At 69.6% G+C, this 24,257-nt stretch carries 24 protein-coding genes and 1 tRNA gene; 9 read left to right on the top strand and 16 right to left on the bottom strand.

The window, feature by feature from the left end; genetic code table 11:
* The first annotated feature begins 67 nt into the window (after positions 1–67).
* The 5 genes from HMH01_RS09035 to HMH01_RS09015 all read left to right on the top strand — a co-directional run bounded on the left by HMH01_RS09035 (position 68) and on the right by HMH01_RS09015 (position 4,865).
* A complete protein-coding gene (locus HMH01_RS09035; protein WP_171324462.1) occupies positions 68–994 on the top strand; it encodes a methyltetrahydrofolate cobalamin methyltransferase in 927 nt (308 codons plus the stop codon).
* Positions 995–1,003: 9 nt separating this feature from the next.
* The gene (locus HMH01_RS09030) at positions 1,004–2,161 is read left to right on the top strand and encodes a CaiB/BaiF CoA transferase family protein (RefSeq protein WP_171324460.1); all 1,158 of its coding nucleotides are present in this window, start codon (positions 1,004–1,006) and stop codon (positions 2,159–2,161) included.
* Between the two features lie 67 nt (positions 2,162–2,228).
* A complete protein-coding gene (locus HMH01_RS09025) occupies positions 2,229–4,268 on the top strand; it encodes an ASKHA domain-containing protein (RefSeq protein WP_171324458.1) in 2,040 nt (679 codons plus the stop codon).
* A 50-nt stretch (positions 4,269–4,318) separates the two neighbouring features.
* Positions 4,319–4,393, top strand: a tRNA-Gly gene (locus tag HMH01_RS09020).
* A gap of 124 nt (positions 4,394–4,517) precedes the next feature.
* Positions 4,518–4,865 (top strand): ArsR/SmtB family transcription factor, encoded by a 348-nt coding sequence (locus HMH01_RS09015; protein WP_171324456.1) that lies wholly within the window; start codon positions 4,518–4,520, stop codon positions 4,863–4,865.
* A 27-nt stretch (positions 4,866–4,892) separates the two neighbouring features.
* On the opposite strand, the gene HMH01_RS09010 is transcribed toward HMH01_RS09015, so the two are convergent.
* The gene (locus HMH01_RS09010) at positions 4,893–5,303 is read right to left on the bottom strand and encodes a universal stress protein (protein ID WP_171324454.1); all 411 of its coding nucleotides are present in this window, start codon (positions 5,301–5,303) and stop codon (positions 4,893–4,895) included.
* A 140-nt stretch (positions 5,304–5,443) separates the two neighbouring features.
* Between HMH01_RS09010 and HMH01_RS09005 the strand changes: the two genes are divergently transcribed.
* Positions 5,444–6,820, top strand: a complete 1,377-nt coding sequence (locus HMH01_RS09005) for a dipeptidase (protein WP_171324452.1) — start codon at positions 5,444–5,446, stop codon at positions 6,818–6,820.
* Positions 6,821–6,853: 33 nt separating this feature from the next.
* On the opposite strand, the gene HMH01_RS09000 is transcribed toward HMH01_RS09005, so the two are convergent.
* From HMH01_RS09000 to HMH01_RS08930, 15 genes are all read right to left on the bottom strand, one after another.
* Complete coding sequence (locus HMH01_RS09000; RefSeq protein ID WP_171324450.1) at positions 6,854–7,129, bottom strand: hypothetical protein; 276 nt, start codon at positions 7,127–7,129, stop codon at positions 6,854–6,856.
* Positions 7,130–7,192: 63 nt separating this feature from the next.
* Complete coding sequence (locus HMH01_RS08995; protein WP_171324448.1) at positions 7,193–8,098, bottom strand: histone deacetylase family protein; 906 nt, start codon at positions 8,096–8,098, stop codon at positions 7,193–7,195.
* Positions 8,099–10,891, bottom strand: coding sequence for a bifunctional [glutamine synthetase] adenylyltransferase/[glutamine synthetase]-adenylyl-L-tyrosine phosphorylase (locus tag HMH01_RS08990; RefSeq protein WP_171324446.1), 2,793 nt, complete (start codon positions 10,889–10,891; stop codon positions 8,099–8,101). It abuts the gene before it with no gap.
* A gap of 55 nt (positions 10,892–10,946) precedes the next feature.
* Positions 10,947–11,723: an enoyl-CoA hydratase-related protein gene (locus HMH01_RS08985; protein WP_171324444.1), complete on the bottom strand. Its 777-nt coding sequence runs from the start codon at positions 11,721–11,723 to the stop codon at positions 10,947–10,949.
* Positions 11,724–11,786: 63 nt separating this feature from the next.
* The gene (locus tag HMH01_RS08980) at positions 11,787–12,248 is read right to left on the bottom strand and encodes a cytochrome c-type biogenesis protein (protein WP_171324442.1); all 462 of its coding nucleotides are present in this window, start codon (positions 12,246–12,248) and stop codon (positions 11,787–11,789) included.
* On the bottom strand, positions 12,245–14,221 hold the full coding sequence (locus HMH01_RS08975; RefSeq protein WP_171324440.1) for a heme lyase CcmF/NrfE family subunit: 1,977 nt from the start codon (positions 14,219–14,221) through the stop codon (positions 12,245–12,247). Before HMH01_RS08975 ends, HMH01_RS08980 begins: the two co-directional genes overlap by 4 nt.
* Positions 14,222–14,291: 70 nt before the next feature.
* The gene (locus tag HMH01_RS08970) at positions 14,292–15,191 is read right to left on the bottom strand and encodes a PhzF family phenazine biosynthesis protein (RefSeq protein ID WP_171324438.1); all 900 of its coding nucleotides are present in this window, start codon (positions 15,189–15,191) and stop codon (positions 14,292–14,294) included.
* A gap of 47 nt (positions 15,192–15,238) precedes the next feature.
* Positions 15,239–15,742, bottom strand: a complete 504-nt coding sequence (locus HMH01_RS08965) for a holin family protein (RefSeq protein ID WP_171324436.1) — start codon at positions 15,740–15,742, stop codon at positions 15,239–15,241.
* On the bottom strand, positions 15,733–16,344 hold the full coding sequence (locus HMH01_RS08960; protein ID WP_171324434.1) for a holin-associated N-acetylmuramidase: 612 nt from the start codon (positions 16,342–16,344) through the stop codon (positions 15,733–15,735). The genes HMH01_RS08965 and HMH01_RS08960 overlap by 10 nt, the downstream gene beginning before the upstream one ends.
* A gap of 66 nt (positions 16,345–16,410) precedes the next feature.
* The gene (gene ccmE / locus HMH01_RS08955; protein WP_171324432.1) at positions 16,411–16,857 is read right to left on the bottom strand and encodes a cytochrome c maturation protein CcmE; all 447 of its coding nucleotides are present in this window, start codon (positions 16,855–16,857) and stop codon (positions 16,411–16,413) included.
* Positions 16,858–16,870: 13 nt separating this feature from the next.
* Entirely contained in the window at positions 16,871–17,902 is a 1,032-nt protein-coding gene (gene argC / locus HMH01_RS08950) for an N-acetyl-gamma-glutamyl-phosphate reductase (protein WP_171324430.1), read from the bottom strand.
* Positions 17,903–17,962: 60 nt separating this feature from the next.
* Positions 17,963–18,775 (bottom strand): glutamate racemase, encoded by an 813-nt coding sequence (locus HMH01_RS08945; protein WP_171324428.1) that lies wholly within the window; start codon positions 18,773–18,775, stop codon positions 17,963–17,965.
* A gap of 2 nt (positions 18,776–18,777) precedes the next feature.
* Positions 18,778–19,692, bottom strand: coding sequence for a lysophospholipid acyltransferase family protein (locus HMH01_RS08940; RefSeq protein WP_425483587.1), 915 nt, complete (start codon positions 19,690–19,692; stop codon positions 18,778–18,780).
* 16 nt (positions 19,693–19,708) lie between these two features.
* On the bottom strand, positions 19,709–20,830 hold the full coding sequence (gene aroB / locus HMH01_RS08935) for a 3-dehydroquinate synthase (RefSeq protein WP_171324426.1): 1,122 nt from the start codon (positions 20,828–20,830) through the stop codon (positions 19,709–19,711).
* The gene (locus HMH01_RS08930) at positions 20,827–21,426 is read right to left on the bottom strand and encodes a shikimate kinase (RefSeq protein ID WP_171324424.1); all 600 of its coding nucleotides are present in this window, start codon (positions 21,424–21,426) and stop codon (positions 20,827–20,829) included. The genes aroB and HMH01_RS08930 overlap by 4 nt, the downstream gene beginning before the upstream one ends.
* 132 nt (positions 21,427–21,558) lie before the next feature.
* On the opposite strand from HMH01_RS08930, the gene HMH01_RS17950 reads away from it, so the two are divergent.
* From HMH01_RS17950 to HMH01_RS08920, 3 genes are read left to right on the top strand one after another with little or no spacing between them, the layout of a single operon-like run.
* Complete coding sequence (locus HMH01_RS17950) at positions 21,559–21,681, top strand: hypothetical protein (protein WP_281365953.1); 123 nt, start codon at positions 21,559–21,561, stop codon at positions 21,679–21,681.
* 4 nt (positions 21,682–21,685) lie between these two features.
* The gene (locus HMH01_RS08925) at positions 21,686–23,266 is read left to right on the top strand and encodes a hypothetical protein (protein WP_171324422.1); all 1,581 of its coding nucleotides are present in this window, start codon (positions 21,686–21,688) and stop codon (positions 23,264–23,266) included.
* Between the two features lie 2 nt (positions 23,267–23,268).
* The gene (locus tag HMH01_RS08920) at positions 23,269–24,189 is read left to right on the top strand and encodes a site-specific tyrosine recombinase XerD (RefSeq protein ID WP_171324420.1); all 921 of its coding nucleotides are present in this window, start codon (positions 23,269–23,271) and stop codon (positions 24,187–24,189) included.
* Positions 24,190–24,257 lie beyond the last annotated feature (68 nt).

Here is a 24,257-nt window from a genome sequence, read left to right as displayed (position 1 = left end):
TGAACGGAATTGGACGGCCCATGGGCGCCACCGCGGCCCGGGGCATGAGACAGGACAGGACCACAGAATGACCCGCACCATCGTCGAATCCCGGACGAAGACCGCCATCATCGGCTTCGATCAGCCCTTCTGCGTGATCGGCGAGCGGATCAACCCCACCGGGCGCAAGCTGCTGGCGGCCCAGCTGGAGGCGGGCGACTTCTCGACCGTCGAGAAGGACGCGCTGGAACAGGTGGCCTGCGGGGCGACCATGCTCGATGTGAACGCGGGCGTCGTCTACAACTCGAACCCCAACCCCAACGAGACCGAGCCGCCGCTGATGCGCCAGATGATCGAGCTGGTGCAGGGGCTGGTGGATGTGCCGCTCTGCATCGACAGTTCCGTCCCCGAGGCGCTGAAGGCCGGGCTCGAGGCCTGCCACGGCCGGCCGCTGGTCAACTCCGTCACCGGCGAGGAGGAGCGGCTGGAGATCGTGCTGCCCCTCATCAAGAAATACAACGTGCCCGTGGTCGCGATCTCGAACGACGACACCGGCATCTCCGAGGATCCCGAGGTGCGCTTCGCCGTCGCAAAGCGGATCGTCGAGCGCGCGGCCGATTACGGCATCCCCGCCCATGACATCGTGGTGGATCCCCTCGTCATGCCCATCGGCGCGATGGCCACGGCAGGCCAGCAGGTCTTTGCCCTTGTCCGCCGCCTGCGCGAGGAGCTGAAGGTCAACACCACCTGCGGCGCCTCGAACGTGTCCTTCGGCCTGCCGAACCGGCACGGGATCAACGCGGCCTTCCTGCCCATGGCCATCGCGTCGGGCATGACTTCCGCGATCATGAACCCGGTCCGCCCGCAGGAGATGGAGGCGATCCGCGCCGCGAACCTGCTGATGAACAACGACCCCCATGGCGCCGCCTGGATCCGCGCCAGCAAGCCCGCCGGCGCCGAGGGCGAGACGGGCGGCCGCGGCGGCCGCGAGGGGCGCCGCCGGCGGCGCGGCTGAGGTCCTGCGATGACCGGCCCGCTCAAGGATATCGTCGTCCTCGACCTGACCCATGTGCTTGCCGGCCCCTATGCCGCGATGAGCCTGGGCGACCTGGGCGCGCGCATCATCAAGGTGGAACGCCCCGACGGCGGCGACGACACCCGCGCCTTCCCGCCCTTCCGGGACGGCATGAGCGGCTATTTCGCGGCGATCAACCGCGGCAAGCAGTCGATCGCGCTGGACCTGAAGGCGGACGCCGACCGCGCCCTGTTCGAGCGGCTTCTGGCGCGGGCCGACGTGGTGCTGGAAAACTTCCGCCCCGGCGTGATGGAAAAGCTGGGCTATGGGTGGGACACGCTGCATGCACGCCATCCGCGCCTGATCTACGGCGCGGTGTCGGGCTTCGGCCATACCGGGCCCGAGGCCGGCAAGCCCGCCTATGACATGGTGGTGCAGGCGCGTGGCGGCGTCATGTCCGTCACCGGCGAAGAGGGCCGCGACCCGGTGCGCGTCGGCGCCTCGATCGGGGATATCGCCGCCGGCATGTTCCTCGCGCAGGGCGTGCTGGCGGCCCTTTACGAGCGGGAGCGCACGGGCCTCGGGCGCAAGGTCGATGTCGCCATGCTGGACGGCCAGCTTGCGATCCTGCCCCATGCCATCGCGATGACCCATGTGACCGGGCATCCCCCCGGCCCCACCGGCGCGCGGCACCCGCTGATCGCGCCCTTCGACACCTTCCATGCCGAGGACAGGCTCTTCGTGATCGCCGCCGGCAACGATGCGCTGTTCTCCAAGCTCTGCGGCGTGCTGGGGCTGGGGGAACTTGCCACCGATCCCAAATTCGCGACCAACGCGGCGCGTGCGACGAATGCCGCCCTGCTCAAGCGCCGGATCGAGACGGTGACGCTGACCGAGCCGGCCGCGCACTGGCTTTCCGTGCTGGACCGCGCGGGGATCCCCTGCGGCCCGATCCAGAACCTGGCCGAGGCGATGGCCGATCCGCAGGTGGTGGCCCGGCACATGGTGGTGGATATCGCCGATGCCGCCGGCAATGCCGCTGCCTTCCGCGGACCGGGCCAGCCGATCAAGCTGTCAGGAAGCGCCGACAGCGCCACCCGCCCCGCGGCCCCCGCGCTGGACGGGGACCGCGATGTCATCCTGCGCTGGCTCGACGCGGCACGATAGCCCCCGCGCCCATTGCACCGGGCGGCGCAAGGTTTAGAACGACAGGCGAAAAGGACAGGAGCCGATCATGGCCGAGACCGAACCGCTGGTGATCTTCATGCCCTCGGGCAAGCGTGGCCGCTTCCCGCCGGGCACCCCCGTGCTGACCGCCGCCCGCAAGCTGGGCGTCGATCTCGACAGCGTGTGCGGCGGGCGCGGCATCTGTTCCAAATGCCAGGTGCAGCCCTCCTTCGGCGAGTTTTCCAAGCACGGCGTCACCTCGCGCCCCGAGGCGCTGAGCGACTGGAACGCCGTCGAGGAACGCTACAAGTCCAAGCGCGGCATGATCGACGGCCGGCGGCTGGGCTGCCAGGCGCAGATCATGGGCGACGTGGTGATCGACGTGCCGGCCGAAAGCCAGGTCCACAAGCAGGTGGTGCGCAAGCGCGCCGAAGCCCGCGAGATCGTGCTCGATCCCTGCATCCGGCTTTACTACGTCGAGGTCGAGGAACCCGACATGCACCACCCCTCGGGCGACCTGGAGCGGCTGGAAAAGGCGCTGGCCGAGCAATGGGATCTTGCCCATGTCGAGGGCGACCTGCGCACGCTTCAGATGCTGCAACCCGCGCTGCGCAAGGGCGACTGGAAGGTGACCTGCGCGGTGCATGTGGGCAATGGCCTCACGCCCGCGCGCATCATGCATGTCTGGCCCGGCTTCCACGAGGGGCGCATCTACGGGATGGCCGTCGATCTGGGCTCGACCACGATCGCCGCGCATCTGTGCGACCTGCAATCCGGAGAGGTCGTCGCCTCGGCCGGGATCATGAACCCGCAGATCCGCTTCGGCGAGGATCTGATGAGCCGCGTCTCCTATGCCATGATGAACCCGGGCGGCGCGTCCGAAATGACCGTGGCCGTGCGCGAGGCGCTGAACGCGCTGGTCGGACAGATCGCGGCCGAGGCGCAGATCGCGCCCGAACTCATCTTCGAGGCGGTGCTGGTCGCGAACCCGGTCATGCATCACCTGGTGCTTGGCATCGACCCGGTAGAGCTGGGCCAGGCGCCCTTTGCGCTTGCGACGTCGGATGCGATGACGCTCTGGGCGGCCGAGCTTGACCTGCGCCTGCATCCCGACGCGCGCGTCTACGTCCTGCCCTGCATCGCCGGCCATGTCGGCGCCGATGCCGCCGCCGTGGCCCTGAGCGAGGCGCCGCACAAGTCCGACGACCTGATGCTGGTCGTCGATGTCGGCACCAATGCCGAGATCCTGCTGGGCAACCGCCACCAGGTTCTGGCCTGCTCCTCGCCCACCGGCCCCGCCTTCGAAGGCGCGCAGATCTCCAGCGGCCAGCGCGCCGCCCCGGGCGCCATCGAGAGGGTAGAGATCGACCCGGCGACGAAGGAACCGCGCTTCCGCGTGATCGGCTGCGAGTTGTGGTCCGACCAGCCCGGCTTTGCCGAGGCGACGGCCGCGACCGGCATCACCGGCATCTGCGGCTCGGGCATCATCGAGGCCATCGCCGAAATGCGCATGGCGGGGCTGCTGGACCCGGGCGGGCTGATCGGCTCGGCCGAACAGACCGGCACTTGGCGCTGCATGCCCGAGGGGCGGACCCATGCCTACCTGCTGCATGACGGCAGTGCCCAGGGTGGGCCGCGCATCATGGTGACGCAGGGCGACGTGCGCGCGATCCAGCTGGGCAAGTCCGCGCTTTACGCGGGTGCGCGGCTTCTGATGGACCAGATGGGCGTGGACAGCGTGGACCGCGTGGTGCTGGCCGGGGCCTTTGGCGCGCATATCAGCCCCAAGCACGCGATGGTGCTGGGGATGATCCCCGACTGCCCGCTCGACAAGGTGACCTCGGCGGGGAACGCGGCCGGGACCGGCGCGCGGATCGCCCTTCTGAACTCTGCCGCGCGGCGCGAGATCGAGACCGTGGTGCGCCGCATCCAGAAGGTGGAGACCGCCGTCGAGCCCCGTTTCCAGGAACATTTCGTCGCCGCGAACCACATCCCCCACGCGAGTGCGCCCTACCCCAACCTGGCGGCGGTGGTGCGCCTGCCCGAAACCAGCTTCAACGCCTCGGGCGGCGACGGCGGGCGGCGCAAGCGGCGCCGCGCAAGCTGATCCGTCCCCCCATTGACCGGCAGCGGCGGACAGGCTAGAGGATTTCCAGCGCGGGCGTAGTTCAGTGGTAGAACGTCAGCTTCCCAAGCTGAATGTCGTCGGTTCGATCCCGATCGCCCGCTCCAAATCTCCCAATCATCACCATGATTTCGTCATTTTCGCACCCGATACCGGATTCCGGGGGCGGCTTGAACCGCTGAGCGGTAACGTAATTTGTAGCGGGCTTTTGCCCGATTGATTGGTGTGATCATGACGACTGCAGGCCCGGCATCCGCGACCCGTGTCGCTGCAAGCACCTCCCCCCGGATCGACCGCGGGTTCGACACCGACCTGGCCATCGCCTTCATGAAGGCCGCGGCGCATCCGCAGCGGCTTTCCATCCTGCGCCACCTCGCCTCGGGCGAGAAATCGGTGGGCATGCTGGAACTGCTGCTTCAAAAACGGCAGGCCGCCGTCTCGCAGCAGCTGGCCCGCCTCAGGCAGGAGGGGCTGGTCGTCAACCGGCGCGACGGCAAGGCGATCCACTACAGCCTTGCAACCCCGCAGGTGGAGCATTTCGTCCGCTGCATGCAAGAGGCGTTTCGCCGTCAGCCCTAGGCCGCGGGGCCAGCCCCCTGCACGCCCTCAGCGGTCCACCAGCACCGAACATTGCGCATGGCGCACCACCCGCGCGGCGGTCGAGCCGAGGAAGTAGTCCGACAGCCCCGGACGGTGCGAGCCGATGATGACCAGGTCCGGCGCCACCTCGTCCAGCACGTCGAGAATGCGGTTGTGGGGCGGCCCGTAGGCGATGCGCACATCCGCCTTCAGCCCCGCCGCCGCGACCATCCGCTCGAGGATCTCGCGCTGTTCCTTCGCGCGGGCCTCGCGCACGTCGTGGGGCACATAGGTGTCCACATAGCTCGGGATGTCGGGCAGGACGTGGATCACCGTCACCCGCGCGCCCGACGCCGACAAGCGCTTCGCCAGCGTGAGGATGCGGTTCGCCACCTCTTCATGGGTCAGATCCACGGGCACCAGAATGTTCCTGTACATGGGGCGGTCCTTCTTCCTGTTCGCCTGACCCCCAGCATTCGCCCGATGCGCCGGCCGATCCTTGATGTGAATCAACTGGACACCCACCGCGCCGAAAGGCAGGGTCCGCGCATCCCGTTTCAGGAAGGAAAGGATTTTTCATGTCCGTGGACCCCGTACTCGCCGCGGTGGATGCCGGTCTGGAGCAAAGCCTCGAGCGGTTGTTCGCCCTGCTGCGCATCCCGTCGATCTCGACCGATCCGGCCTATGACGCCGACTGCAAGGCAGCGGCGGACTGGCTGGTGGAGGAACTCGCGGCGCTGGGCTTCGACGCGTCGCGCCGCGACACGCCGGGCAAGCCGATGGTCGTGGCCCATCACCGCGCCGAGGGGCCGAAGATGCTGTTCTACGGTCATTACGACGTGCAGCCCGTGGATCCGCTGAAGCTGTGGCACCGCGATCCGTTCGACCCCGAAGTGCAGGACACGCCTTCGGGCAAGGTGATCCGCGCGCGGGGGGCGTCCGATGACAAGGGCCAGCTGATGACCTTTCTCGAGGCGTTCCGCGCCTGGAAATCCGTCCATGGCACCCTGCCCGGCAACATCACCCTGCTGTTCGAGGGCGAGGAGGAAAGCGGCTCGCCCTCGCTCGTCCCGTTCCTCAAGGCCAACCGCGACGAGTTGGCAGCCGACATCGCGCTGGTGTGCGACACCGGCATGTTCGACCAGAAGACGCCCGCGATCTGCACCATGTTGCGCGGGCTGGTGGCGACCGAGTTCACCGTGCATGGCCCGAACCGCGACCTGCATTCGGGCATGTATGGCGGGCCGGCGATGAACCCGATCCGGGCCCTGACCCGGATCCTTGCAGAGTTGCATGACGATGCGGGGCGCGTCACGATCCCCGGCTTCTACGACGGCGTGGAGCCGGTGGCGAACGCGGTGCGCGCCGCCTGGGACGGGCTCGACTTCGACGGAGAGGCGTTTCTGGCCGATGTCGGCCTGAGCATCCCGGCGGGCGAAAAGGGCCATTCGGTGCTGGAACAGATCTGGGCGCGCCCCACGGCCGAGATCAACGGGATCTGGGGCGGCTATACCGGCGCCGGCTTCAAGACCGTGCTTCCGGCCGAGGCCAACGCCAAGGTCAGCTTCCGCCTGGTGGGCAAGCAGGATCCCGCGAAGATCACCGCCGCCTTCGAGCAGTTCCTGCGCGACCGCCTGCCCGGCGATTGCCGGCTGGAGTTCCACGCCAAGGACGGCGCGGGCGCGACGGTGATGCCCACCGACCGCCCGGAATTCGAGCGGGCGCGCCGCGCGCTCAGCCCGGAATGGGAAAACGACGCGGTGTTCACCGGCGGCGGCGGCTCGATCCCCATCGTCGGCCATTTCCGCGAGATCCTGGGCACTGATTCCATCCTGATCGGCTTCGGGCTGGACAACGACAACATCCACTCGCCGAACGAGAAATACGACCTGAAAAGCTTTCACCACGGCATCCGGTCCTGGGTGCGGGTGATCGACGCGCTCCGAAAGGCGTAGAACTGGATGCGCCCGCCCCTCACCGGGCGGGCGTCACGCGCCCCCGCGCTTGCGCGCCTTGCGGCGGCGGGCCGGCCGGGCGGCCCGGGCAAGCCCCTCTTCCAGCACGGCGTTCATCGGGTGGCCCGGATGCGCAGGCCCGTAATGGTCGCGCAGGGCCCGGATCGCCGCGCGCGGATCGTGCTCCGCCCCCAACCCCATCGCCCAGTCGAGAAAGATCGTCCGGCAATCCGGATCGGTGATGCCCTCGATGCGATAGGCCTCGTGGATCAGGCCGCGCGCGTCGATGTCCAGTTCGCCCTTGCCCATGTGCCCGATCCCCCCCCGCGTGGTGTTCCCGCGACATAGGACGGCAGGCCCCGCAGGGCAAGTTCACGCGACGCGGGCGGCTTCCTCGAACAGGATGGCATGACGCTCTGCCAGCGCGATGGTGTCGTCGTCATAGCCGCCGCCGAGCACCCCCACCAGCGGGATGCCAAGTCCCCGGATGCGCGCGACCACCGCACGGTCGCGGGCGCGCAGGCCGTCGATGCTGAGCGCGAGCCGCCCAAGCCGGTCCCCCTCATAGGGATCGACGCCCGCGTTGTAGAACACGATGTCGGGGCGAAAGCCCTGAAGGATCGTGTCCATCTCCGCGTCCAGCCGTGCAAGATAATCGGCGTCGCCCATGCCGTCGGGCAGGCCGACGTCGCGGCTGGAACGGGCCTTGCGCACCGGGTAGTTCTTCTCGCCATGCATCGAGAAGGTGAAGACAGCCGCATCGCCCTCGAAGATGCGCGCGGTGCCGTCGCCCTGGTGCACATCCAGGTCCAGGACCAGCACCCGGCCCACCTGCCCCTCGTTCAGAAGCGCCCGCGCGGCGACCGCCACGTCGTTGAAGACGCAGTAGCCCGCCCCGCCCTGCGGTCCGGCGTGATGCGATCCGCCGGCGGCGTTGCAGGCGATCCCATGCTCCAGCGCCAGCCGCGCGGCAAGCGTCGTGCCCGCCGCCGACAGCCGCGCGCGGCGCGCGACGGCTTCGGTGCCGGGCAGCCCGATCATCCGTGCCTCTTCGGGCCGAAGCGTCCGGGAAAAGACCCGGTCCACATAATCGGGCGCATGGACCGCCGCGATCTGGGCAAACCCCGCCTCGGCCGGGGTGACGTGCCCGCCCTCGGGCGGAAGCAGGCCCCGACGGACCAGCGCCTCGCGCAGGTAGCCGTATTTCGAAATCGGAAACCGATGCCCCGGCTTGAGCGGCGCGATGTAGTCCCCGTGCCAGACGATCGGCAGGCGCATTCAGCCCTCCAGCACGCGGGCGACGATGGCCGCCGAACGTTCGGCATCGGCGAGCAGCCGCTCCTTCAGGGCCGACACGCTGGATGCGCCTGTCACCGCCGCCGCCAGCTGGGCCAGGCCCGGCCCGCTGGTCGAGGGATCGAAACGCCCCTCGATCGACAGGCGCGTGATCTGCTGCAACGCCGAAAGCCGTCGCAGCGCGGCCGACAGGTGCTTTCCCTCCGGCTCGGTCAGCCACCCCGCCTTGACCAGCGGCGCGATCATCCGGCGCGGCGCGACTTCGCGGATGCCCGGGCACAGCACCTTGCCCGCCTGAAGCGCAAGTTCGATATCCAGGAGCCGGCCGGGCCCGTCCTTCACCTCCCAGGGGTCGCGGCCCGCCGCCTCCCGCGCTGCTGCCAGCCGCGCGCGCATCTCCCGCGTTTCGGCCAGGAACTGCGCGCGGTCGCGCGGCACGGCCAGCGCCTCGTCCACCGCCGAAGCCAACCGCCGCTCCAGATCGGGTGGCCCCGCGATCACCCGCGCCCGCGTCAGCGCAAGATGCTCCCATGTCCAGGCCTGTTCGCGCTGATAGGCGGCAAAGCTCGTGAGCGAGGTCGCAACCGGCCCCTGCCGTCCCGAGGGGCGCAGCCGCATATCCACCTGGTAAAGCGCGCCCTCCGCCGTCGGCACGGTCAGCGCCGACACCAGAGCCTGCGTCAGCCGCGCGTAATAGGCGGGCGCCGACAGCGCCTTCGGCCCCGCCGATTCCATGTCGGGCGTCGCGTCATAGACCGTGATCACATCCAGATCCGAACGCGCCGTCATCTCGCCCGAGCCGAGCTTGCCCATGGCCAGCACCGCCATCCCGCCGCCGGGCGGCGGACCGTAGCGGCGGGAATGTTCCTCGATCACCCGGGGCAGCAGCGCACGCAGCACCGCCTCGGCCAGCGCGGAATAGGCGACCGCGCCCTCTTCGGGCGTGGCGATCCGGCGCAGAAGCATCACGCCCACCCGGAAGGACTGCTCGCGCCCCCAGATGCGGGCGGCGTCCAGCACCCCCTCGTAGCCCTCGGCCGCGTCGAGCCGCGCATCGAGTTCCGCCTCGAGTTCCGCAACCCCCGCCAGCGGGTCGAAGAAGCCAGGCGCCAGCACCGCGTCCAGCACGGCGGCATTGCGGCCCAGATAATCGGCCAGCCGCGGGGCGGTGGCGCATATGTCCACCAGCAGATCCAGGATATGGGGGTTCGCCTCGAAGAGCGAGAAGACCTGCACCCCCGCGGGCAACCCGCGCAGGAACCGGTCGAACGTCATCAATGCCCCATGCGGGTCCGCGGCCCCGCCCAGCCGGCTGGCGATCTTTGGCGCGATCCGGCGAAAGATGCCGCGCGCCCGCTCGGTCTTGAGCGCGGGCAGCCGCAGCCAGGCCTCGACCAGCGCGCGGGTTTCCTCGGGGTCGGGGAACGCCGCCCACAGCGCGTCGGGATCGGCCTCTTCCGGGTCGGGCGCGAAGAATCCTTCGGCCAGCACATGCACCCGGCCGAAGCGCGCGGCCTCTCCGGCCTCGAACGCGTCGCGGTCGGGTGCGCCGCAGAATGCCGCCAGCCGGTCGCGCATCTTGTCGGTGGTGGGGTAGGCATGGGTCTGCGCGTCTTCCAGCATCTGGAGCCGGTGCTCCAGCGTGCGGTGCGCGACATAGGCCGCGCCCAGTTCCCGCGCAAGCTTCCCCGGGATCCAGCCGGAATCCACCAGCGCATCCAGCGCCGGCAGCGTGCGCGAGACGCGCAGCGCCGGGTCGCGCCCGCCGCAGATCAACTGCTTGGTCTGCACGAAGAACTCGATCTCGCGGATGCCGCCGCGCCCAAGCTTCACGTTGTGGCCCGGAAGCTGGAACGGGCCGCCCAGCCCCTTGTGCTCGCGGATGCGGCGGCGCATTTCGTGGGCGTCCTCGATGGCCGCGAAATCCAGATGCCGGCGCCAGATGAAGGGCGTCAGATCCTCGAGAAACCGCGCCCCCGCCGCCTGGTCGCCCGCGCAGATCCGCGCGCGGATATAGGCCGCCCGTTCCCATGTTCGGCCCTGGGATTCGTAGTAGCGTTCGGCCGCACCCATGCCGATGCAGACCGGCGTCACCGACGGATCGGGCCTGAGCCGCAGATCCGTGCGAAAGACGTAGCCGTCGCCGGTCTCCTCTCCGATCAGCTTGGCCAGCGCCTGGGTGATTCTGATGAACTGCTTGCGGATCTCTGGATAAGCGTCTGCCGGATAAAGGCTTTCATCGAACAGCGCGATCAGGTCGATGTCCGAGGAATAGTTCAGCTCGCGCGCGCCGAGCTTGCCCATGGCCAGGATGAACAGCCCGCCATCCGCCGCCTCGACCTGCGGCAGCCGGTTCGCCGCCTGCGCCTCGGACACCAGCCGGCTGACGCCGAGCGAAAGCGCGCGGTCGGCCAGATCGCTGAGCGCGCCGGTCACGTCGTCCAGCCCCCACGCGCCGCCCAGATCGGCCAGCGCGGTCAGCAGCCCGACCCGGCGCTTGGCACGTCGCAGCGCGGGGGCCAGATCTGGCAGCGCCACCTGGTCCAGGGCCGCAAGCTCTTCTGTCAGCACGGCCCCGGGATCGCGCTGCGCCGCGTCGTGCAGCCACTCGCCTTCCAGCCGGACCAGATGGGCCAGATGCGGCGCCGACCCCGCGGCCCCCGCCACGAGATCGCGGAACAAGTCGCCCAGATCGGCGAAGGGGGCGGCCGCCTCCTGGCCCAGGCGCGGCTCGAAGGGGATGGGCGTGCGGGTGATGGCATCGGTCAGGCGCATGGCCCGACAATCGCGCAAAGCCGGGCGGGGTCAAGCCCCGGCGGCACTCCGCCGCTCAGCGCCCCTCGAAGCGGGGCGGACGCTTTTCCATGAAGGCAAGCACCCCTTCGACGAAGTCGCGGGTCTGCCCCGCCTCGCCCTGTAGCCGCGCCTCGAGGTCGAGTTGCGCGCCGAGATCGTTGTCGAAGCTTTCGCGCAGCGCGGTCTTGATCCGGCGATAGGCCTCGGTCGGGCCTTGCGCCAGTTGCAGCGCACGGCGGCGCACTTCGGCGGCGAAACTGTCGTCGGGTACCGCCTGCCAGATCATGCCCCAGCTTTCGGCCTGCTCGGCGCTGATGCGCTCGGCGAACAGCGCCGCCCCCATCGCGCGGGCAAGCCCGATCTGGCGCGGCAACCAATAGGTGCCGCCGGCATCCGGGATCAACCCGATCCGGGAAAACGCCTGCATGAAGAAGGCAGAGCGCGCGGCGATCACCACGTCCGCCGCCAGCGCCAGATTCGCCCCGGCCCCTGCCGCGGCCCCGTTCACCGCCGCGATCGTCGGCACCGGGCAGTCGGCGATGGCCCTGAGAAGCGGCTCGTATTCCTCGCGCAGGACGCGCTCCAGGTCGATGTCCGAAACGCGCTTGCGCTCGCCCAGGTCCTGCCCCGAGCAGAAGCCGCGCCCTGCCCCGGTCAGCACCACGGCCCGCGCCTCGGCAGGCGCGCGGCGCATCGCGTGCAGAAGGTCTGCGCGCATCTGCGGGTTCAGCCCGTTCATCACCTCGGGCCGGTTCAGGGTGATCGTGGCGATCTCGTCGGCCACGTCATAAAGGATCGTCTCGTACTGCATCGAAGACCCGCTGTCAGTGTCGGGGGGCAGACTGGCGCGGCGCGCGCGCTCGCGCAACCGCGATCAGCTGTCCCCCTTCAGCAGCGCCTGAAGCCGCGCCTCTTCTTCCGCCGTCAGCGGAGCTGGCCCGGCGGGCCGCGCACGGCGGCGCAGGAAGACGAAGGCGATGCCGCCACCCAGGATCAGCATGGCCGGCGCCGCCAGCCAGAGTGCGGCGTTCCCGGCCGAGAATGGCGGACGCAGCAGCACATATTCGCCGTAGCGCGCCACCAGGTAATCCAGCACCTCCTGATCGCTGTCGCCCGCGACCAGCCGCTCGCGCACCAGAAGCCGCAGGTCGCGGGCCAGGTCCGCGTTCGACTCGTCGATGCTTTCGTTGCGGCAGACAAGGCAGCGCAGCTCGGCGCTGATCTCGCGCGCACGTTCCTCAAGCGCCGGGTCGTCCAGCACCTCGTCGGGCTGGACGGCCAGGACGGCGCCCGCCGAAAGCAGGATCGCCGCCAGAAGGGTCGCCAGCCGGGTCATTCCGCGGGCACCATGTCGGAGCGGCGGCGCACCGCCGCGCCCAGCCGGTAGCGGCGGTCCGTCAGGCTCAGCAGGCCGCCGAAGGCCATCACGATCATGCCGGTCCAGAGCCAGTTCGCCATCGGCTTCCAGAAGCTGCGCACGACCCAGCCGCCATTCTCCTGCCGGTCGCCGATCACCAGGTACAGATCGCGCATCACCCCGCGGTCGATGCCGGCTTCCGTCGTGGGCATGCGCTGCACCGGGTAGAAGCGTTTTTCAGGGCTCAGCACCGCCAGCACCTCGCCCTCGCGCATCACGCTCAGGCTGGCCATGTCCGAGGTGTAGTTCGGCCCCTCGAAGCGGCGCACGCCGTCAAGGCGGATGTCGTAGCCCGCAAAGGCATAGCTTTCGCCCGGCTGGACCACGCGGATATCCTCGCGCTGGCCTGCCTCGAGCGCGGCGATGGAGATGAAGAGGATCCCCAGCCCCGCATGGGCGACCGCCTTGCCCCAGTCGGCGCGCGGCAGGTTCGACAGGCGGCGCAACGTCTCGCCCATGCTTGCCTTGCCAAGCTTCGCCCGCTGGCCCAGGTCGGTGGCGGCGCCCAGGATGATCCAGGTGCCCAGCACCGCGCCGATGGGCGCAAGCATCCCGCCGCCGGTTTGCAGCGACCAGACCAGCGCCCCGGTTGCGACCGACAGCGCGACCGCGCCCCAGAGCGGGCGGAACGCCCGATCCAGACGCGCCCGCTTCCACGGCAGCATCGCGCCCAGCGGCAGGATCATCGCCAGCGCCACCATGAAGGGCGTGAACGAGATGTTGAAGAAGGGCGGCCCGACCGACACCTTGCGCCCCGTCAGCATCTCGGCCACCAGAGGCCAGAGCGTCCCCACGAAGACGACCAGCGTCGCCACCACCAGAAGCAGGTTGTTCATCACCAGCGCGCTTTCCCGGCTGGCCAGCGCGAACACGCTGTCAGAGCGCAGGCTGCCCGCCCGCGCAGCAAAGAGCGTGAGCGCGCCGCCGATGAAGACGGCAAGGATCAGCAGGATGAACACGCCCCGCGTGGGATCGTTCGCAAAGGCATGCACGCTGGTGATGACGCCCGAGCGCACGATGAAGGTGCCGATGAGCGAAAAGGAAAAGCCCAGGATCGCCAGCAGGATGGTCCAGCTTTTCAGCGTGTTGCGCTTTTCCACCACGATGGCCGAATGCAGCAGCGCCGCCGAGATCAGCCACGGCATGAAGGACGCGTTCTCGACCGGATCCCAGAACCACCAGCCGCCCCAGCCAAGCTCGTAATAGGCCCACCAGGACCCGAGCCCGATGCCGATGGTCAGGAACACCCAGGCGGCCAGCGTCCAGGGCCGCACCCAGCGCGCCCAGGCGGGATCGACCTTGCCCTCGATCAGGGCCGCGATGGCGAAGGAGAACGCCATCGAGAGCCCGACATAGCCCAGGTAGAGAAACGGCGGATGAAAGGCGAGGCCCGGATCCTGCAGCAGCGGGTTCAGGTCGTTGCCGTCGAAGGGCGGAAACTCCAGCCGCTCGAAAGGGTTCGAGGTGAACAGCAGGAAGGCGAGGAAGGCGACCGAGATCGAGGACTGCACCGCCAGCACCAGCGCCTTGAGCCGATGCGGCAGGTTGCGCCCGAACAGCACCACCGCCGCACCGAACACCGCTAGGATCAGGATCCAAAGAAGAAGCGATCCCTCGTGGTTTCCCCAGGTGCCCGAGATCTTGTAGAGCATGGGCTTGGCGGAATGGGAGTTGGTGGCGACCAGTTCGACCGAGAAGTCCGAGGTGACGAAGGCCCAGGTCAGCGCCCCGAAGGACAGCGTGACCAGCCCGGCCTGCACCAGCGCCGCCGGGGCCGCCACGGCCATCCAGTTGCCCCAGTTCTTCTGCGCGCCCACCAGCGGCACGACCATCTGAACGATCGCGACCATGAAGGCGAGGATGACGGCGAAATGCCCGAGTTCGGCGCTCATGTTCCCTCCGGAGTGTTGTCCGGATCATAGGCGCCGCACCGGCGGGTTTCAAAGTCCCCGTTGTCGCGGCTCACGCCAATCTGAGCGTGCCCGACATCAGCACCACCCCGTGCCCGCCCAGCCGCACGCCTGAAATCGCCTCGCGCGGGCCAAGCACCTCGACCGCACCCTGCGCCGGGCGCCCCATGCCGTGGCCCTGCTCGGCGGTGAAGCGCGCACTTTCGATCAGGCCGTGATGCCACAGATAGGCGGCCATGCAGCCGGTGGCCGACCCGGTGAAGGGGTCCTCGGGCGGGTTCGGCGGCGGCAGCAGAAGCCGTGCATAGGTGTCGCCGGCTGGTGTCGCGCCCGAAAGCGTCACCAGAAACGGCTCTATCGCCGTCGCATCGGGACGGTCGAGCGTCGCCTGCCACGCCGCCAGCCGAGCGAGGTCGAGCACGGCCCGGTCGATGGCCGCACGGTCCCTGAGCACCGTGATGCAGTAGGTGGATCCGGTAGAAACCAGCTGCGGCGCACCGATCACGTCCTCCGCCGCAAGGCCATAGAGGCCCGCGATCTTCCCGGGATCGAAGCGCGCTCCGAAATGCGGGGCGGCCTGCGTCATGGTGATGAGCGCTTCGGGCCCCCGCCCCGAGACGGTGATCGGCAGCACGCCCGCCCCCACCTCCAGCGTGAAGGCGGCGTGACCTGCGGACAGGTCCACCAGCCCACGGTCGATCAGAGATGCGACGGTGGCGATGGTCGGATGCCCCGCCATCAGGATCTCGCGCCCGGCCAGATAGTAGCGGGCGCCGAAATCGGCCTTTTCGCTGGGCACGACATAGGCGCATTCGGACAGCTTCGTCTCGCGCACCAGCCGCATCCGGTCCTGCACGTCGATGTCGGCGGCGCCATGCACGACGACGCAGCCATTGCCCGCAAAGGGCGTGCGGGTAAAGGCATCCACCCAGTCGAATTCATAGGTCTTCATCGAAAAATGGCTCCGCTCCGGTCGAAATGAACGGAGCGGACCATAATTCAGCGCGCGGCGGCGCGCCACTCCGCAACCGCGGGGTTCTCGGTGGAAGAGACGGGCGCCTCGTCCTCCAGCGCCCTGAGGGTCGCGATGTTGCCCACCGTGGCGCGCACCGCATCGGGCCCGGGCACCGCCGAGCGGATGTGATGCAACTCTCGCGCCCCGAAATAGAAGGAGACGATCGCCCCCAGCAGCCACCACAGCGGCTCTGGCACCAGCGCAAGCCCCTGCATCCGCACGCCGAAAGCGACCGGATCGGCCATGGCGAAGGCAAACAGCCCCAGCGTTCCGATCGCCAGCGCCGGGCGCGGCAGGCGGTTCAGCCCGTCCACCAGCCGGTCGAACCAGCCCCGCTCGGGGCGCGCGAACTCGGCCCCCATCTGGCGCAGGCTCTCGATCTGCGCCTCGTGGTCCTGCCGCGCCTGCTGGGTGCGGTTGGCGACAAAGACCTCGGCCACGCCGGTGACAGCGGGGGCGAGCCCGAGAAGCCTTGCGATCAACCCCATGCGGCCACCCGCGCGCGATGCTCGGCCTCCGTCAGGCGAAAGCGGTCCGAGATGAAATGCTCGGCCCGGGTGATCCAGCCGCCCTTGCCGCCATCCCTGCGCCGGGCGTATTTGCGGCTGGCAGGCCGCCGGTCGGCCAGCGCGTAGTAGTAGTTGCGCCGCGCGATCCCGTAGGCATCGGCGAGATGTGCGGGCGCCTTGGCCCAGGCGGCAGCGGTGGCGGCGGCGGTTCGGGGCCCAAGCACGCCATCCACCGCGACCGGCTCGCCGAATTCGGCCAGCAGGCGCTGCAAAAGGCGCACCGCCTCTGCCCCGGCGTTCACATACATGTCGAACACCGTGGGTTGCAGCCGGGCGGGCAGACGGTCGAGCCCCGGCTTGCGGAAATATTCCTCGCAGTAGATGCGGACGGCCTGATCGACGCTGAGCCTGCGCACATCCTCGGCATCGACGTCGCCGTCACGGTCCAGATCCAGCCCCAGGCGGCGCAAGGTATGGATGGTGACGCCGTGGCGGGTCGCCCCGCCCGGATCGTCGGGATCGTTCACGAAACCGCCCTCGCGCGCGACGATGTCACGCGCAATGGCCTCGACGCTCTGCATCGGCCACTCCTGATCTGATTGCTCGGGGAACGGCCGGGAGACTGCGCCAGAATGGTTGATATTTGGTTAGGAAGCGGGCTCCGGTTCCTCGTAGACGCCCTGTTCCTTCAGCGCGTCGATCACTTCCTTGGGCATGTACTGCTCGTCATGGCGTGCCAGAACCTCGGTCGCGCGGAACACGCCGTCCTCGATGGTGCCCGTCACCACCGTCCCCTGCCCCTCGCGGAACAGGTCCGGCACGATCCCGGTGTAGCTGACGGGAAAGTCCGAGGTCATGTCGGTCACGACAAAGAGATGCGTCTCGCCGTTGCGGACCCAGCTTCCCTCCTTCACCAGCCCGCCCAGGCGAAACCGCTCGCCGACACGCGGCGGGTCGGTCGCCAGCTGCGAGGGAGAGCGGAAGAATTCGAACGCATCGCGCCCGGCATAGATCACCAGGCCGGTCGCCGCCACAAGCAGACCCGCCCCGGCCATGAGCAGCTGGATGCGGCGCTTCTTCTTCAGTCCGGCCATGGCGCGCCTCCTGTCAGGGGAACATCGGGGCCAGGTCCAGCCCGGTCGTCTCGGGCAGGCCCAGCATCAGGTTGGCATTGTGGATCGCCTGACCGGACGACCCCTTGGTCAGGTTGTCGAGCGTCGCGAAGACCATCGCGCGGCCGGGGCGGCGGTCGGCCACCACGCCGATATGGCAGAAATTCGAGCCGCGCACATGCCGCGTGGCCGGCGCCTCGCCAAAGGGCAGCACGACCATGAAGGGCTCGTCCTGGTAGCGCGCGGCCAGCGCCGCATGGATCGCGGCGGGCTCTCCCTTGACATAGACCGTGGCGAGGATCCCGCGGTTCTGCGGCAGCAGGTGCGGCACGAAGGTGGGCGTCACGGGCCGCCCCGCCACCTTCGAGAATTCCTGCTCGAACTCGGCGATATGGCGGTGCCTGGCGATGTTGTAGGCGTGGAACCCCTCGGACACCTCGGCAAACAGCGTGCCTTCCTTGGGCGCCCGCCCGGCACCGGATACGCCGGTCTTGAGGTCGATGATGATCTCGTCGGGGTCGATCGCACCCGCCGCCAGCAGCGGTAGCACCGCGTAATTGCCGGTGGCCGCGTTGCAGCCGGTGCCGGCGACCAGCCGCGCGCCCCGGATCTCGTCGCGGTAGAACTCGGTCAGGCCGTAGACGGCCTCTTCCTGCAGGTCGAGCGCGCTGTGCGCGCGCCCGTACCATTCGGCATAGACCTGCGGATCGCGCAGCCGGAAATCGGCCGACAGATCCACGATCTTGCGGTCGCGCGGCAGGGCCGAGATCACCTCCTGCGAGGTGGCGTGCGGCAGCGCGCAGAAATAGAGATCGACGTCGTCGGGGTTGACGTCCTCGATCCGGCAAAGCGTCGGCAGGTCCAGGTGCCGCAGATGCGGGAACACCGCGCCCATGCTCTCGCCCGCGCGGCGATCGGCGGTCAGCGCCGTGATCCGCATGCCCGGATGGGTGGCGATCAGGCGCACAAGCTCGGCCCCCGTGTAGCCGCTTGCCCCCAGGATCGCGATGCGTGCCTTGTCCGCCATGTCCCTCACCTTTTTTCCGTCGGTGCGAGGCGTTTACTGCATCCACCCCGCCCCTGCAATTCACACTGGCGCAAAGGGCAGGTCACGCCCGGTCATCACCTGCGCCGCCCGGCGCACAGCCTGCGGATCGCCACTCGTCAGATAGGCATTGCCGCCGCCCCCTGCGAGCCGCGGATGCCGGCGCAGATAGTCGCAGAGCGCCGCCGCCACCAGATCCCCCTGCGACAGGACCCGGCACCCCTCGGGAAGCGCCGCCGCAAAGGCCCCTGCCGCCAGCGGGTAATGCGTGCAACCAAGCGCCGCCACGCGGGGCGCGGGCATCCGGTCAAGCGCCGCGCGCACATGCGCCGCGGCGATGGCATCGGCAGCCGCGCGGTCCCCGGCCTCGAGCGCATCCACCAGCCCCGGGCAGGCCTGCTCGACCACCCGCACCCCGCTTGCGCGCAGGAACAGTTCGCGGCTGAAGGCGCCGCTCGCCACCGTTGCCTGGGTCGCGAAAAGAAGTACGTCCGACACCGCCGATTGCGTGGGCGCGCCGCGCTGCGCGAAGGGGCGGCCCACGATCGCCTCGATCATCGGGACGAACACGCCCAGCACGCGCCTGTCCGCCGGCACCCAGAATTCCTGCATCTGCCTGAGCGCCACCGCCGAGGCGGTGTTGCAGGCAAGGATCACCAGCCCGCAGCCCCGGTCGAACAGCGCCTGCGTCCCGGCCATGGTCAGGTCGAGGATCTCGCCCGCGGACCTGGTGCCATAGGGCGCGTTCGCGTTGTCGCCCAGGTAGACGAAGCCCTGCCCGGGCAGCGCCGCCTGCAACCGCTCCAGCACCGTCAAGCCGCCCAGACCGCTGTCGAAGACGCCGATCGCGGGCATCCTCAGCGTGCCGTATCGAAATCGAGCCCGTAACCCAGATCCGGGATCGGGTCGGGGCTGAGCTGATAGGTGGCGCGGCGCAGGAAATCCATCATCGCGGCCGGGTCGCGGGCATGCTCTGCCAGGGTCGCGGGCTGGATCGGCTGCCCGATCACCACCGGCACGCTGCCGCCGACGCGGATGCGAAACTCGCTGATCAGCAGCGCCAGCCGCAGGGTCGCGTGCAGGTGGCTCGCGATCTGGAACAGGCGGCTGTTGTGGCCGTCGAAATAGACCGGCACCACCTGCGCCCCCGAGCGCGCGATCAGCTTGGCGGTAAAGCGCCGCCAGCCCGGATCCATGGGCCGCCCGAAGGGCCTGAGCGCCGTCGAGACGGTCCCGCCCGGAAACACGCCGATGCAGCCGCCCTGCGCCAGGTAGCCGATCGCTTCCTTGCGGGTCGCAAGGTTGAGCGCCACCGCCTCGGGCGTCTCGTCGAAGCTGATGGGCAGCACGACCCGGTCCAGATCGGCCGCCTTGCGGAAGACGTGGTTGGCAAGGATCCGGAAATCCCCCCGCGCCCGCGACAGGATATGCCCCAGCATCAGCCCGTCGAGAATACCGTAGGGATGGTTCGAGATGACGACCAGCGGCCCCTCGCGCGGGATGTTCTCGATCCCTCCGCCCCGCAGGTCCAGCCGAAGTCCGTAACGCTCGACCATGACCTGCCAGAAGTCGCGGCCCGCGCCGACCTCCTGCTCGTAGCCCGCGGCCATGCGGATCAGAGCCGGCCGCCCGGTCAGGTTCTCGATCGAACGGATAAGACCGCGCCCCGCGCGGGTGCGGGCGGAACTCGCATAGCTGATGTCGCGGGCGACCCCGTCCTCGCGGCGCATCGAACCCGTCTCTCCTGCGCCGGTGTTATGGCCCCGCGTCATCCGCAAAGCGCGCGCCTCAGGCAGCCCGGCGCTCGGCCAGCGCGTCGGCCAGCACGGCGCGCACGGGTGCCAGATCCACGTCGCGCGCGATGAAGGCAGCGCCGATGTCATGGGTCAGGATGAAGGTGATCGCGCCGTCGCGCACCTTCTTGTCCTGCCGCATCAGGTCGATCAGCGCATCCGCGTCGGGCAGCGGGCCGGGGATGTCCGAAAGCGCCGCGCGCGCGCCCATCTGCCGCAGATGTGCGCGCAGCCGCACGGGATTTTCCTGCGAGCACAGCCCCAGCCGCGCGGACAATTCCAGCGCCAGCCCGCAGCCGATCGCCACCCCCTCGCCATGCAGCAGGCGGTCGGAATAGCCGGTCGCCGCCTCCAGCGCGTGGCAGAAGGTGTGGCCCAGGTTCAGAAGCGCCCGGTCGCCCTGCTCGGTCTCGTCACGCAGAACGATCTCGGCCTTCATTTCGCAGGACCGGCGCACCGCGTGGCGCAGCGCCGCCCGGTCGCCGTCTCGCAGCGCGGGGCCGTTCGTCTCGAGCCATCCGAAGAAGGACGCATCGCCCAGCAGCCCGTATTTCACCACCTCGCCATAGCCCGCCAGGAAATCACGCCGCGGCAGCGTCGCCAGCAGGCCGGTATCGGCCAGCACCAGGCGCGGCTGGTGGAACGCCCCGATCAGGTTCTTGCCGCGCGGCGAATTGATGCCGGTCTTGCCGCCCACCGAACTGTCCACCTGCGCCAGCAGCGTCGTCGGCACCTGGATGAAATCGACACCCCGGCGCAGGATCGCGGCGGCAAAGCCCGCCAGATCGCCGATCACGCCGCCGCCAAGCGCCACCACCATGTCGTTGCGTTCGACCCGGCATTCCAGCAGCCATTCGACGGCCTCTTCCAGCCGGGCCCAGCATTTGGTGGCCTCGCCCGCCGGCAATGCCAGCGCCTCGACACCGACGCCATGGGCGGCGCAGCCCGCGCGGAAGCGGTCGAGATGCAGCGCCGCCACCGTCTCGTCGGTCAGCACGAAGACGCGCGGGCGCCTCAGCACGGCGGCCATCTCGGCGCCGGCGCGGTCGATCAGCCCCTCGCCGATGCGGATGGCATAGCCGCGCCCCGGCAGATCGACCCAGACCTCTTCGCTCATGCGCTTCCCTTTCTTTTCAAGACCGGATCCCGCTCTGGATGCGCGATGTCATGGGCGCGGACCGCCTCCAGGATGCGGCGCACCATCTGCTCGTGGGTCACGCCCAGCTCGGTCGGCACCGTGATGTCGGCCAGCGCATAGACCGGCGCGCGCGCCTCCAGCAGGCGGCCCAGCACGCCGCGCGGGTCCTTCTGCTGCAACAGCGGCCGGGTCGGCTTGTCGCGGACCCGCTGCCACAACGTCTCCAGATCGCCGTTGAGCCAGATCGACAGCCCGGTCTGGGCGATGTCCTCGCGGATCGCGGGCTGGATGAACGCGCCGCCCCCCGTGGCCAGCACGCCCGCAGGCCCGCCAAGCAGCCTGCGGATCACCCGCACCTCGCCCTCGCGGAAATAGGGCTCGCCGAACCGCTCGAAAATCTCGCGCACCTCAAGACCGGCCGCGGCCTCGATCTCGTGGTCGGAATCGTGGAACGGCACATCAAGAAACGCCGCAAGCCGCTTGCCGACGCTTGTCTTTCCAGCCCCCATGAGCCCGACCAGAACCAGCGGCCGCGTGAGCGTGACGGTGATTTTCTGCTCAGGATCGGCGGCCATGCATATGCGCTTTCTGTTCCGGTTCCGGTTGATGTAACCCGAAGCCCGAAGTAAGTTCCATAGTCAAGGAACCCATGACAGAGCCCGGGACGACGGGCCAATACAGGCAGGGCAGATCCCATGGGGCGGTTGTTGAAATACCTTTTCCTCCTACTCGTGCTGGGCGCCATCGCGCTGTCGGTCTATGCGCTGCTGTTCGATCTTCCGGCCCCGCAGGAACCCCTGGTCGTCCCTGTCACCCCCGCTCAGGGTTGAGCGCATGACCCGCAGGCGCTGGCCCTTCGTCGTCATCGCCGCAGCCCTGGCCTCAGGCCTGCCCGTGCAGGCCAGCGACGCGCCGCGCAGCGCAATCGGCTGGCTTTCGGACGTGATCCGCACCCCCGCGCCCCAGGCCGACGGGCAGGCGGCGGCGCTTTCTCCCGAAACGGTATCCCCCTTTGCCGAGGCGGAGATCATGACCAGCCGGCTCGACGATCCGATCCGCAACGGCATCGGGCTGCTGTCGGCACGCGAGTCGGGGTTCGATCCGGACATGTGGGCGGATGCCTCGGCGCTGCGGGTGCGCAGCCTGATCCTCGAACTGCGCCCCGCAGGCGTGCCGGCGGCGCGCGAGCTCTATCGCCGCGTGGTGCTGACCGAGACGCTTCCTCCCATCGGGTCGGGACCCAGCAACGGCGTGCTTCTGGCGCGGCTGGATTCGCTGATGGCGGCCGGGCGGCTCGAGGATGCACGCGCGCTGATCGAACTGGCCGGCGTGGCCGATCCCGAACTGTTCCGCCGCGCCTTCGACATCGCCCTGCTGGCGGGCGGCATCGACGAGATCTGCGGCCAGCTTCGCGACTCGCCGGGCCTGTCGCCGACCTTTCCGGCGCGGGTCTTCTGCCTTGCCCGGCTGGGCGACTGGTCCGCCGCCGCGCTCACGCTGCAACTGGCCCGCGAAGTGGGCGATATCGCCCCGGCGCAGGAGGAATTGCTCGCCTGGTTCCTGGACCCGCAGCTGTTCGAGGGAGAGACGCCGCCCCCCGCGCCACGGCCGCTGACCACGCTCGACCATGTCCTGCGTGAGGCGGTGGCGCTGCCGCGTTCGGCCACGACGCTGCCCACGGCCTTTCTCTGGCTCGACGCGGGCAACGAGGCGCCGCTGCGCAGCCGGATCGAGGCACGCGAGCGGCTGGTGCGCGAGGGCGCGATGGAGCCAGAGCCGCTGTTCGACGCCTACCGGCAGAACACCCCCGCCGCGTCGGGCGGCGTATGGGACCGGATGGCGGCGGTGCAGGAACTGGACCAGGCCTTTGCCACGATGGATGCGCAGGCGCTGCCCGGGGCGCTGGAACGCGCGGACCGGCTGTTGTCGGACCTGGGGCTGCGGCCTGCGCTGGCCACGGTCTATGCCCGCCAGCTTGCGGCCCTTCCGCGCGACGGCCTGGACACGGACACGCGCCGGCGGATCGGTGGGCTGCTTCTGCTGGCGGGAAGCGGTCCGCAGGCGGCGCGCTGGTTGCCCGACAACAATGACGGGTCCGACATGCTTCTGCGGGCGCTCGCGCTCGGCCGGGCGGATCTGCCGCAGGGGACAGCCCTGTCGCCCATCGAGGATGCGGTCCGCCGCGGCCTGACCCAGCTTGCGCCGCCCTCGGCCGATGCCGCGCAGCTGGGCGCGATGATCGACGAGGGGCGCATCGGCGAGGCGATGGTCCAGGTGCTGACCCTGCTTGCCCCCGGTCCGGAGCTTGATCCAGGCGACCTGGCCGCCGCGCTTTACCTGCTGCGCATGGCCGGGCAGGACGAGACCGCCCGCAGGGTCGCGGCGGAAACGATCCTGCTGCTGCCCGAGGCGTAGCCATGTCCCATCCCTGGTTCGCCGCGTTTCTCGAGGCCCAGCAGGCCGAGCGCGGCGCCGCGCGCAACACGATCGAGAGCTACGCCCGCGACCTGCGCGATTTCGCCGATCACCTCATGCGGCGCGGCGGAGCCGTCCCGGAGGCGACCCGCGCCGATATCGAGGACTATCTGGCCGCCCTTGCCGCCGACGGCCGCGCACCTGCAACCCGCGCCCGGCGGCTGTCCGCCATCCGCGGCTTCTACCGCTTCGCCTTTACCGAAGGGCTGCGGGGCGACGATCCGGCGGCGCTGATCGCGGGCCCGAGCCAGGGCCGCCACCTGCCCGCCACGCTGAGCGAGGGGGATGTCGAGGCGCTGCTCGGGGCCGCGGCCGAGACCGGCGCCACCCACGGCGAACGCCTGCGCAACACCTGCCTGATGGAGATGCTCTACGCCACCGGCCTGCGGGTCAGCGAACTGGTCTCCCTGCCGGTCGCCGCCGCGCGGGGCGATCCGCGCATGCTGTTCGTCCGCGGCAAGGGCGGGCGCGAGCGGATGGTCCCGCTTTCGGACCCGGCGCGCGCCGCCCTGTCGGACTGGCTCGCCTGTCGCTACGCGCGTGAGGCGGAAGCGGCACGCAAGGGGGCGACGGCGTCCCCGTTCCTGTTCCCGTCGCGGGCGAAGGCGGGGCACCTGACGCGCACGCAATTCTTCCTGCTGGTGAAAGGGTTCGCCGCGCGGGCCGGGATCGACCCCGCGCATGTCTCCCCCCACACGCTGCGCCACGCCTTCGCCACGCATCTGCTGGCCAACGGCGCCGATCTGCGCGCGATCCAGACCCTTCTCGGCCATGCCGATGTGGCCACGACCGAAATCTACACCCATGTTCTCGAGGAACGGCTGCGCCAGATCGTGCTGACCCGGCACCCGCTGTCACGCTGACTCGCCACGCCAACCCTGCTTGAAGCGGCGCGCAGCCCGACCCATAACAGGACGAACCCCCTCAAGGA

It is taken from the genome of Halovulum dunhuangense, assembly GCF_013093415.1.
Classification (GTDB): Bacteria; Pseudomonadota; Alphaproteobacteria; order Rhodobacterales; family Rhodobacteraceae; genus Halovulum; species Halovulum dunhuangense.
This window is presented reverse-complemented; position numbering and strand designations above follow the sequence as displayed.